Origin of the sequence: Eubacterium sp. AF34-35BH (genome assembly GCF_003477765.1) — a bacterium.
GTDB lineage: Bacteria > Bacillota > Clostridia > Lachnospirales > Lachnospiraceae > Eubacterium_G.
In genome coordinates, this window is the sequence record NZ_QUDZ01000001.1 from 208,837 (window position 1) to 221,668 (window position 12,832).

5 protein-coding genes are annotated in these 12,832 nt (G+C 34.5%); all 5 read left to right on the top strand.

What is annotated here, in order from left to right; all coding sequences use genetic code 11:
- The first annotated feature begins 387 nt into the window (after positions 1-387).
- Positions 388-936, top strand: a complete 549-nt coding sequence (gene spoVT, locus DWZ69_RS00970) for a stage V sporulation protein T (protein WP_022166186.1) — start codon at positions 388-390, stop codon at positions 934-936.
- 181 nt (positions 937-1,117) lie between these two features.
- Positions 1,118-1,390: an HU family DNA-binding protein gene (locus tag DWZ69_RS00975; RefSeq protein WP_118435686.1), complete on the top strand. Its 273-nt coding sequence runs from the start codon at positions 1,118-1,120 to the stop codon at positions 1,388-1,390.
- A 313-nt stretch (positions 1,391-1,703) separates the two neighbouring features.
- The gene (locus DWZ69_RS00980) at positions 1,704-5,114 is read left to right on the top strand and encodes a cellulase family glycosylhydrolase (protein WP_118435688.1); all 3,411 of its coding nucleotides are present in this window, start codon (positions 1,704-1,706) and stop codon (positions 5,112-5,114) included.
- Between the two features lie 141 nt (positions 5,115-5,255).
- Positions 5,256-12,617, top strand: coding sequence for a discoidin domain-containing protein (locus tag DWZ69_RS00985; RefSeq protein WP_118435690.1), 7,362 nt, complete (start codon positions 5,256-5,258; stop codon positions 12,615-12,617).
- A 20-nt stretch (positions 12,618-12,637) separates the two neighbouring features.
- The gene (locus tag DWZ69_RS00990) at positions 12,638-12,826 is read left to right on the top strand and encodes a hypothetical protein (protein WP_117999357.1); all 189 of its coding nucleotides are present in this window, start codon (positions 12,638-12,640) and stop codon (positions 12,824-12,826) included.
- The last annotated feature ends 6 nt before the right edge of the window (positions 12,827-12,832 follow it).

Genomic DNA, 12,832 nt, shown 5'->3' on the forward strand with positions numbered 1-12,832 from the left:
TATGGGAACAGATAAGTTTTTAGAAAAGACGTTACGGCAAAATGTTTTAATGAAAGAAATTAAATACTTAAATGATAAGCTACCGTTAGTTATTCAAGGAAGATATACATTTTCAAAAATTAAAACAAATCTTTGTTATCAGCTATTTTGCTAAATGATGATTACTATAAAATTTTATTGGAGGGCAAGACTGTTGCAAAGGGGCTTTCTGTTCTACGACCAGAGTATTTGATTAAATATATAAAAAAATTATCCATACATAATCTATGAAATGCACATAAAGAAAAGAATAATTTTCTGTGTCTTCCACATACTAACTCCAAAACTAATATATAGCAAAAGAGTGAAAATCGCTTTTGCTTGAATATGAAATTGGAGGAAGTAATAATGAAAGCAACAGGTATTGTTCGTAGAATTGATGATTTAGGGCGTGTAGTAGTGCCAAAAGAAATTAGACGGACACTTCGAATTAGAGAAGGTGATCCAATGGAAATTTTTACTAACAGGGATGGAGAAGTAATCTTAAAAAAATATTCGCCAATCGGAGAAATAGATGCTTTTGCAAAACAGTATGCGGAGAGCCTGGCAGCAGTATCCGGTTGTTATGTTGTTATTAGCGACAGAGATCAGGTTATTGCAGTATCAGGCGGTGTGAAAAAAGAATATATTGGCAGAAGAATAAGCCATGAATTAGAGGAAATTATGGAACAAAGAAGAACTGTTAATACAGACACTGATAATGTAAAAACAATAACAATAATTGATGGACAGGATGTTTCTGATATGGGACAAATAATTTTTCCAATAATATGTGAAGGTGATGTTATTGGGAGCGTGGTTTTGATGTCAAAAACAGAAAAACAGCAGGTTAGTGACACGGAAAAAAAGCTTGTATCGGTGGCTGCAGATTTTCTTGGAAGACAAATGGAATCTTAATTTGACTTAAAGTGAAAATGAAAACTCTCATAATTCGTCAATAAGCCCTTGAATAAAGGGGTTAAGACCATAAAAAATGGGTTTTACCTTGACAAAAACTGTATAATAGAGTATATAACTTATAGATACGCGCGTATGTGTCGCGTAGATGTATCGCAGAATTTATCAAGGAGGAAATACGATGAACAAGACAGAATTCGTAGAAGCTATTGCAAACGAAGCTGGATTATCAAAGACAGATGCAGCTAAGGCAGTTAAGGCTTTCACAGATGTTGTAGTTAAAGCTATGAAAGAAGGGGATAAAGTACAGTTAGTTGGATTTGGAACTTTTGAGGTATCAAAGAGACCTGAACGTCAGGGAATCAATCCTGCAACAAAGGAAAAAATCACAATTGCAGCAGCTAACGTTCCTAAGTTCAAAGCTGGAGCAGCTTTAAAGAAAGAACTTAACTAATCGATAAATATTAGTAAGTAATATAGAAAAGATCACTACATAGGTAGTGGTCTTTTTGTGGTTCTTTGTCAAGTATGGGGGTAACCCAAGTTTATAATGCTCTTTGTCAGGTATGGGGCTATTCTTTATTTATACATTTTCTAAAAATGTATAAATAACATACTATTATCAGAAAAAAGGTATCTTTTTTAAAAAAATTAAAAAAAAACAATTTTTCTAAAATTTAAAGACTTGATACCGATAACATTACGACATAGAATATTAATAACGTAATAGGCGGAGATTTTTTGATAGAATTAATAAGGAGGTACTTATGAAAATAGTTAGAAAATTGGTTAGTATGTTATTGGTATTTGCAATGACATTTAGCATGGCTATTTCAGGAAAAATTACAGGCATTACTCAGGTTAGTGCCAGAGAGGCTCTTGGAAGCAATGACTTTTTGAAGGTTAACGGAACACAGATAAGAAAACAAAAAGGAAAAGGAGATGTTGTCTATTTAAGAGGAACCAATGCAGGAGGATGGCTTGTTCAGGAAAACTGGATGAATCCAACCAATGCGTCTGACCAGAAGACGATGATGACAACATTGGCAAATAGATTTGGAACATCAAAGAGAGATGAGTTGGTCTCAACATACGAAAATAATTATTGGACAACACAGGATTTTGATAATTGTGCAGAAATGGGAATGAGCGTTATAAGATTACCATTTACATACATGAATCTTTGTGATGACAATGGAAATCTTAAATCTAATGCTTTTGACAGATTAGACTGGTTTGTACAAAATTGTAGCCAGAGAGGTATGTATGTTATTTTAGATATGCACGGAGCATTTGGTTCTCAAAATGGTATGGATCATTCAGGAGAGATTAATGATGGAAAACAGCTATATTACAATCAGAGCAATAAAGATAAAACTTTAAATTTATGGAAAAAGATTGCAGAGCATTTCAAAGGCAATCCGGCAGTTGCAGCTTATGATATCTTAAATGAACCGGGAATTAAGGCAGCTGCAACATATAGTTTACATTGGGATTTTTATAATGAAATTTACAATACAATCCGTTCAAAGGATAGCAATCATATTATTATAATGGAATCATGTTGGGATGCAGACAATTTGCCAAGACCTTCACAGTATGGCTGGACAAATGTAGCATATGAATACCATTACTATCCATGGAGTGCACAAAATAGCAGTGATGCACAGAAGTCATACTTTTCAAGTAAAGTTTCAGACATTGCAAATCACAATTATGGAGTGCCAACATTTGTAGGCGAGTTTACATGCTTCGAACAGGCAGAAGGCTGGAAGGCAGCAATGTCAACTTTCAACAGTCAGGGATGGCATTGGACAACATGGTCATACAAAGTTACAGGAAACAGCTCATGGGGTATTTATAATCATAACCCTGAAAAAGTTGATATTTATAACGACTCAGCAGACACAATTAAAAATAAATGGTCAGCTGTAGGTACAGCAAACGGATGGAAAAATGACAAGATTTATAATTTGGTAAAGCCATATCTTTCGGGAACAGTAACATCTACAGGTGGAAGCACAACAGATGATAGTGATAACAACAGCACATCAGGTGTGGCAACATTATATGAACATTCAAATTATGGTGGATGGGCAGTTTCATTGGAAGAAGGTTCATATGACTACAAAGATATTTTAGCAAAAGGAATTGCTAATGATCAGATTTCATCACTTAGAGTAAGTGACGGATACAAAGTTACAATATATGATGACGAAGGATTTAAAGGAACATCAAAAGAATTTACCAGTGATGCGTCATATGTTGGAAATGAAATGAATGACAAAACTTCATCAATTAAAATCGAAAAGATTAACAATCAGACATCAACTACAACATCATATAACACAGTTAAATTGCCAAATGGAAAATACAGCATAAAATCTGTTGCAAATGAAAAATATGTTGCAGCAGAAAATGGTGGAAGTGATCCAATAGTAGCAAACAGAGACAACTATAGCGGTTCATGGGAGACATTCTATATTGTTAATAATGATGATGGAACAGTAAGTATAAAAGCAGATGCAAATAACAAATATGTGTGTGCAGTTTTAGATGAAGAAAATCAACTGACACCTAGAAGCGACAGCATTAGTACATGGGAAAAATTTAAGATTTACAAAATAAATGACAGTGAATACGGCATTAGAAGTGCGGAAAATAGAAAATATGTAAAGGCAGACTTGGATAAAGGAGGCAAATTAATAGCCGGAAGTGATTCTATAGCAGGAGCCTGGGAAGCATTTCACATTGAAAAAGTCGGTGATACAACAAATGATAATGTAGCAACATTCTATGAAAATTCAAACTATGGTGGATGGTCAGTTTCATTACCGGAAGGTACATATAATTATAGAGATATCATTGCAAAAGGTATTAAAAATGACGCTATATCATCATTGAAAGTAAATTCAGGTTACAAAGTTACATTATATAATGATGCAGGATTTAATGGAACGTCAAAGGCATTTACAGGTGATGCATCATATGTTGGTGATGAAATGAATGACAAAACTTCATCAATTAAAATTGAAAAGTGGAATGGCTCATCAAGTGTTACATATAATACTGTTAAGTTATCAAATGGAAAATACAGTATCAAATCTGTTGCAAATGGAAAATATGTTGCAGCAGAAAATGGTGGAAGTGAAACAATAGTAGCAAACAGAGACAGTTACGGCGGTTCATGGGAAACATTTTATCTGATAAATAATGATGACGGAACAGTAAGCATAAAAGCAGATGCAAATAACAAATATGTATGTGCAGTATTAGATGAAGAAAATCAACTTGTTCCAAGAAGTGATAATGTTGGTACATGGGAGAAATTCCAAATTTATAAAATAAGTGATACAGAATATGGTCTTAGAAGTGCAGAAAACGGAAAATATGTAAAGGCGGACTTGGATAACGGAGGCAAGTTAATAGCCGGAAGTGATTCCATAGCAGGAGCATGGGAAGCATTTAATATTGAAAAATTGGGAGATGAGACATCTTCTGCAAAAGCAACATTTTATGAAAATTCAAATTACAGTGGTTGGTCTGTAGCATTAAGTGAAGGAAGATATGATTATGGCACAATGATTTCTAAGGGAATTAAAAATGATCAGATTTCTTCAATTAAGGTAGCAGATGGCTACAAAGTTACATTGTATAATGATGAAGGATTTGCAGGAAGTAAAAAAACATTATTAACAGATGCATCAGGTCTTGGAGATTTTAATGATAAAACTTCAGCGATCGTAATTGAAAAAGTAGAAAAGGCAGATTTTAATAATTCAAATACATATATTAGATCCATAGCAAACGGACAGGTAGTTTGTGCAGAAAATGGTGGAAGTGAAACAATAGTGGCAAACCGTTCATCATGTGGAGGTGCATGGGAAACATTCCAGATTGTAAATAACAATGATGGAACAGTATCCCTGAGATCCGTATCCAATGGAAAATATGTATGTGCTGTAATTGATGAAAACAATCAGTTATTGCCAAGAAGTGAAAGGGTAGGTACATGGGAGAAATTCATTATTGAAAAGATTTCAAATGGAGAGTATGCACTTTACTCATTGGCAAATGGAAAATATGTTCAGGCAAACTTAAATGACGGTGGTAAACTTTTTGCTACAAGTGAAACTGTTGCCGGAGCATGGGAAGTATTTGACATTAACAGAAATTAAAGTTAAAATTCATAATAATTAAACAATTCACAGGCTGTTTGCGTAGACTATATATGCAAACAGCCTGATTTTGGTATATATGTTAGTAAAAAAATAAAAATAAAAAATAAACAGAGGAAAAAACTTTGGGAGGAGAGAAAATTGAAAGGGTTGAAAGGTTTATTTTGGAAAAAAGGTGTAGCCGTGATTTTGTCGGTTGCCATGGTTTTAACAGGAGTGACTATTACGCCACAAAATGTTAAGGCAGATGCGGCCATTACGGCAACCAATGATGTAACAGCAGTTATTACTGATGACTCTAAAACAGGGTATAGCTCTGAAAAAGATGGAGATTTGTATAACTATGTAAGATATGGTGCATCAGCAGTGGCAGATGATAAAACAGGTGACCACGTGGCAAATAATGCAATTGATGGCAATGCTGATACAAGATGGGCAAATGAAGCTAAAACAAAAGGCCATTACATTACAATTGATTTAAAACAGTCATATGAAATTTCAAAAATAAATATAAGCTGGGAAGTTGCAAGCTCAATTGACTATAAAATTGAGGTATCTAACGATGGAGTTTTATTTAAGTCTGTTACAGCAGTAAGCTTAAATAATTATACTACAGCAAAAAACAGAATAGATACATTATCACTGAAAAATACCGTTATTGGGAGATATGTAAGAATTACAGATGTAGGAGAAAAATACATAACAGATTCTTCAAACAACAGACAATATGGAATATCCATTTGGGATGTGGGCATTTTTGGAAAAGATGTAAAAGCAACTAGAGAATCAGCGGTGGAAGCCACAAATTCTTTCAAAAAAACAACTGAAGGTGAAACTTTTCAGGATATTATAGATAGCAAATATTACAACTACACACGTTATAATGGTGTGTCAGCAACTGCAAGTGGTCAGGAAACAAATGACCGTACACCAAAAGCAGCAATTGACAATGATAAAAGTACAAGATGGTCTGCAACAAATGGTGATTCCACATATTACGTTGTTGATTTAGGAGAGACCTATAATGTTGAAAAATTATATTTAAGCTGGGAATCTGCAAATGCAACAGTTTATAACATATATAAATCGGTTAACGGCACAGATTATAGTTTGGTTACAACTGTAAATGCCATAGGAATATATGAAAACACTGCAACCAATGGAAATAGAGTAGACAATATAGAATTTGGAAGTGTAAGTGCCAGATACATTAAGGTACAAGCAGTACAGCGTTGCTATAAAGGGGCAAATTATGGTGGCGGACAATATAATGGAATGTCTTTATATGAAGTAGGTGTGTACGGCAAAGACATGGAAAAATCATACGAAAAAAAGGCATTTAACCAGTTTAGGGTAGGAAATAAAGAAACTATTGGAAATATAATAGAAGCAGAAAAGGCTGATGAAAAAGACAGCAATATAAAAGTAGAGACTGATAAAAATGCCAGTGGAAAGAACTTAGGTGGCCTTACAAACAACACATGGGCAGAATACAATATTAATTTTGACAGAAAAACTTCAAGAATTTATTTAAGATACAGTGTAAAAGATGGAAATGGTGGAACAGTAGAAGTATACGTTGATGACAGTACAATGTCTACAACTCCTGTAGCATCAATTGACGTAAATTCAACAGGTGGATGGTCCAACTATACTGATATTTCACAGGAAGTAGTTGTGCCATCAGGTAATCATAAAATATATTTAAAATTTGTAACTGATAAAGGAAATGTGTGCAATTTGGATTATTTTAAATTTGAATTTGCACCTGAAAGTATAAGCAGCACAGGTGATTTACACGAAGCAGAGAATGCACATGCCTTTGTAAGAGGTTCAGCAGCACAGAGTAGCTCTGTGGAAAGTTCTAAAAAATATTCAGGTGAAAAGGCTGTGGGCAAAATGAACACTTGGATTGAACATGACCGTTCTTATCTGACTACATATGTTAAAGCAGAAAATGCAGGATACTATCAGTTTGAAGTTCAGTATGCCGGAGCAATGACTACACTGCTTCAGTACAGAATCAACAGCAGTGATGACGACAAATGGAAATCAAAAACTATCAGCAGTGTGGATTCTAACTGGGAAAATACCAACAGGGCAACTATGCAGATAGAATTACGAAAAGGATTAAACAAGATTGATATATCAGGTGCTGTTTGGAAATGGGCAGCTGGTACTGAAACAGGTAGAACAGATGGCAAAAACGTAAATGCTGAATGGTTAAATATAGATAGTTTTTCATTAACATATAAGGGTGAAAATAAAAAAGCATTTAACAGTGTTTTAAATACAGATTTAAAAGGAAATAAAATTCAGGCTGAAGATTTTAATGAAAGCTCTGGGGATATAAAAGTTGAAGGAGAAAGCGACAGCTTTGTAGACGGAAAAAATCTTGGTGGTCTTACAAATGGAAAATGGGCAGAATACAATATTAACTTTGACAGAAAAGTTTCAAAAATTTATTTGAGAAACAGTGTAAGAGATGGAAATGGTGGAAAAGTAGAAGTATATGTTGATGACAGTACTATGTCCGGGACTCCGGATGCCACAGTTACTACATCTTCAACAGGCAGTGACTGGAGTAAATATACTGACACAGCAACGGCCATCAGTATACCATCAGGTAATCACGAAATTTATTTGAAATTTGTGGCAGATGGCTCAAAAGCAGTGTGTAATCTTGACTGGTTCCAGTTTGAATATGAACCTGAAACAGTAAAAGATTCAGGAGACATACACGAAGCAGAAAATGCACATGGATTTGTTCAGGGAGATGCAGAAACAGAACACACTCTTCAGGTAGATGGAAAGTTCTCAAACAATCTGGCTGTAGGTGGAATGAATGCATGGCCTGACAATGGAAGAGCATATCTTACATCTTATGTAGATGTGAAACATCCCGGTACGTATAAGCTGACAGTGGCATATGCATCAGGAAGCAATAAGGATACAAATATAGATTGTAGAGTAAATAGTGTAAACGATGGTGACTGGAAAAGTATATCAGCACCGACAACCGGCGGATGGACTACAGTAAAGAAAATAACTACTGAAGTGACGCTGAACAGAGGTGTAAATGTAATAGACATAACTGGTGCTGCAAATATTCCTTATGCAGAAAGTAATGCATGGCAACAGGTAAATGTGGATTACTTTACATTGGAAAGAGTGCCTGAAGATGGTGATTTAGCATATGGAAAAAATGTTGAAGTATCAGATTCTCAGAGTGGTTGTGATGGTTCCAATGCAGTGGATGAAGATGAGGATACAAGATGGGCAAGTAAAGAAGAAGGTGACAAGGCTTTTCTGATTGTAGACTTAGAAAAACTGTATGAAATTGAAAAAGTGAATATTATGTTTGAAAAGGCATATCCAAATGATTTCCAGATTCTTGTATCAAAGGATAAAACCAATTGGACTGTTGCGAGAACAGTAAGAAATTTTAGAGCAGGTGAAGTTGATAAAAAGGTATATGAATCAGATGGAGTTTGTCTTGGAAAAGCAAGATATGTAAAAGTACGATGTCTTAACATGGCATATCACAATGCAATGTCCATAAGAGATATAAGGATATATGGAACAAAAATAAAAGGACAATTGTCTGATCTTGCTCTAAATGCAGAAGTAAAGGTAAGCAGTTCGGATAGTAGTGCTGAAACTTCAAATCCTGCTAATGCAGTAGATGGATTGGATAATACAAGATGGGGAGCACCTAAGACAGATAGCAATCCATGGTATGAAATTAATTTAGGACAACAATGCAGAATAGATTCTGTTGATTTAAAATTTGAAAGGGCATATCCCAAGAGTTTTAGGATACAGATTTCTGATGATGGAAAAACATGGAAAGATTATAAAACCATAAAGGATTGGACTGAACCGGGAAATTCAACAGAAATTGAGAAATCGGAGTATTATGCCAATCTGGAATTTGGAAACAGTATCCATATGGGTGATGTAAAGACACAGTATATAAGATTGTATGCTGATGCAAAAATCAGAGACAACAACTGGGGAGTTTCAATTTATGAATTTGAAGTATGGGGAACTGAAGTGGCAAAGAAAGATTATTGGAGCAATCAGGCAAAGAAAACGTATGGAATTTATCCTGTTTCAAAATTGCAAAATACAGAAAATAACGGATTGATTGACAGTAGCCTTGTACAGGGTGATGTGATTGGAAATGGAGATATATATGATGTAGTTTATGAAGAAGGAAAGGACATATATTTTTATGTAAATCCAAGAGAACTATATTATAAACAAGCAGACCATCAGATTTGCTGGTCATCATCTGATTCCGGAAAGAATTTATGGGGGGCTACAAGTCATAATGAAAATATTTTGAAGTATGGAACCCAACAGGAAGCAACAGTTAAGTATACAATTCCGGCGGGTATTGATTTTGGAAACAGCGATTATGTAGAAACAGAAGTAGGCTGCCAGATTTATAATAAATCGGATCTGGAAAAGGAAAATGCCAGTCCGAAGTTTGAGTTGGTATTTAAGGTAAGGATCTGGAAATCCACCATAGTAATTCAGGATAAATTAAGCGAGAATGGAGAATTATGTGTAAAGAATCCTGAAAATGGGGCTACATATCAGTGGCAAAAGAGTGTCGATGGAAATACATGGAGTGATGTTTATGAAAAGAGATATGATTTGCAAATTCTTAGTGGAAGTGGAAATGATGTGGTAAATGTTGCTCATGACTTAGGCGGTGGACAGTATTATCGTGTGCGAAAAGTAGGAACAACCCAGTGGTCACATCCATATAAGGTTCAATATTACAACGACATTCAAAATGGTGATTTTGAATATCCGGCAATGTTTTCAACAGATGAAGATGATAAGGCATTTCCTTTTGAACCAAATGGAGATGAACAGCAGTATCCTAACGGATATGAAGGACTTGTGTGGAAGACAACTGCTCCGGGCTGGATGAGCAGACAAAAAAATAAAATAGGACATGATATTGAAATTGTAAATGGAAGAAAGTTAAAAACCTCAGGAGAAGAAGAACAGGTAGGCCAGTTCTCCGTAACACAGGATGAAATGTACAAAAACAATGAGCATGGTGATCAGTTTGCAGAATTAAACTGTGAAAATGTTGGAGCTTTATATCAGGATATTTTAACAACTCCTAATTCCCAGTGTTATTGGGACTTAGATTATGCAGGACGTTGGTGCCAGAATAGTATGTATGTTGTTGCAATGTCATCTAAAGATGCACAAAATTATACAACAACTGAACAGATTGAGGCATTAATAAGAAGAGATGATGTAAAGGCTATTACAACTAATCAGGAAGGCACAAAAGGTACAACAATTACATTGTCTGATGGAGTTACTGCTACGTTGTGGAAAGTTACAAGTAAGGAAACAGCAGGGCAGTGGAATGATCATAACGGTATATATAATGTTCCTTCCGATGAAAAAAATTATCTTACAAGATTCTTCTTTGTGTCAGCAGAAGGAGCAAAAAGAAACGATGGTGATACACCGGATAAGACTGTGGGAAGTTTACTTGATAATGTAAAATTCCAGCAGAAAAAGGATTATGTTATAGAGTATTATGTAAATGGAGTAAAAAATGATGGTTTGACTGTTAAAGGCACAGTAAACCCTTATGACAGAGTAAGCATACCGGCACCGGAGGCGGTAAGCAATTATACTTTATACGATGCAAAAATCAGTGGAGAAAATAATGCTGAAAGTAAGGCATTTTATGTGGATGATAAAGACAGAAACATGACAGTAGCTTATAACCATAATGTATTAAAACTCTACTATAAGAGTGGTGTAGTTGTTGCCAATGTAAAAATACAGGGATTTGAAGAATTACCTAACGATTATAGCGTAGTTGTAAATCTTAAAAACACTTCAGGAACGGTTTTACAGACACATACCATGAGTCAAAATGAGTTTACTAAAATTGAAAAACCAGAAGGAGGAGGAGTTGAAGGATACTTTGACACTGCTACTTTTGGAGGCGAAAATTTGAAAGTCGGAGAAAAATATACTGTTGAAGAAATTATCGTAAAAAATAACTATTTACCACACTATTTGGAAACAGTTGATAAAAATGGAACAAAGGAAGATGTTGGAATAGATAAAATAAACACTGATAAACTGTCATATACAGCAACATTTACGTATTCAGCGGAAACAGACAATTCAGTTAATTTTATTAATACTTATAACCCTATTCGAAAAATTACCATTAGCAAAAATGTTTCCGGAAATATGGTAGATGATGTCGAGAAAAATAAGTCATTTAACTTTAGTATTGAGATAGAAAAAGACGGAAATGCCATAGATGCAGCTGAAATAATAAGTAATAAGCTTAATAAGACAGCAACAGGACAGTATACATTTGCTCTTAAACATTCAGAAAAGGTAGAACTCTATGTATACAACAATTGTAAGGTAACTGTTTCAGAAGACGATTACAGTAAGAAGAAAGATGTGGATACAAAGATTTTCAGCGATGATTATTATGTAACTTCATGGGAGAAAGACTCTAAGGTTACAGATGGAAGAATCATAAGCATTGACAGTGTTAATTCAGATCAGGAACTTGTTTGCAACAATGTTTACAATGATTTAGGAGATGTTGAAGTACAGGGCTTCCAGATGAATGGTAATAAGGATTCAGGTGGTGTGTCAGAGTTTAGTCCATCATTCAGAGTAGTATGTCGTGTAAGTAAAAATACAATTAAAACAAAAAAAGTCAGCAAGTTTGGTGTGATTTATGCAATAGCAAACGCTACTGATGGAAAAACAAGAGCTGAACTTGAAGAAATGATGAAAATAGATAAGGCTGATAATAAGACAATAAAGGTACATGAGGAAACAGATAAAGGAATATATCCTTACTGGACTACAAAGGAAGATTCCAAGTATTCCGCAAAGTATTGGCAGTATTATGCCCTTACATTTAAGTGTCTTGATTATATGTTCTACACATTACAGGAAAATATAACTGTAAGGGCTTATGCTAAAATGGCAGATGGTACCTATGAATATGGGAATAGTATTTATACTGTAAATATGTATGAGATAGCAGATTATCTGTATAAAAACCAGAAAATGAGTACATTGAAGGGACATAATTTCTTATACAATAATGTGTTAAATCTTGTGACAATTAACAACAACAGACTTGATATATTAAAATCAATGATGAAGGCCTTAAATGTAACAAGTACATCAAATCCATACTATGCTACATTAAATAAATTGTACAATGACATGAACAATTATGTATATTGTCAGCAGGAGTACAAAGGAAAATATCAGGAAAGGGAAGAATTTGTTCCGGCAACACTTACAATTCAGGAGCAGAAAGATTTGTTAAGTGCCTTAAATGGCAAAACAGGAACTTCTTATTCAGATATAAATGATTGGATATACAATCAGACAGAAAAACAGGGGAAATATAAGGGCTATTATAAAAAAGTTCAATATGCATGGGACAATGGAATTTATGTTAAGTAGTACAGAATGAGGTGAAGGAAATGAAAAAAACAAAAGTTTATGAGACACCGGAATTGATAGTGACAAAGTTTGAGGTGTCTGAAAAAATTATGGACTCTGGATCATTTTTTGAAACTACCAATCCAAACGAAAAACCGGGAGATATAGTTACAAGAGCATGGGAATCCACTCCTGATGTTACAGTTGAGAGCCTTCCAGTTGGATTTTAAGAAAAT

Coding starts and splice junctions, on each gene's coding strand:
- spoVT (WP_022166186.1), top strand. CDS start 388: ATGAAAGCAACAGGTATTGTTCGTAGAATTGATGATTTAGGGCGTGTA.
- DWZ69_RS00975 (WP_118435686.1), top strand. CDS start 1,118: ATGAACAAGACAGAATTCGTAGAAGCTATTGCAAACGAAGCTGGATTA.
- DWZ69_RS00980 (WP_118435688.1), top strand. CDS start 1,704: ATGAAAATAGTTAGAAAATTGGTTAGTATGTTATTGGTATTTGCAATG.
- DWZ69_RS00990 (WP_117999357.1), top strand. CDS start 12,638: ATGAAAAAAACAAAAGTTTATGAGACACCGGAATTGATAGTGACAAAG.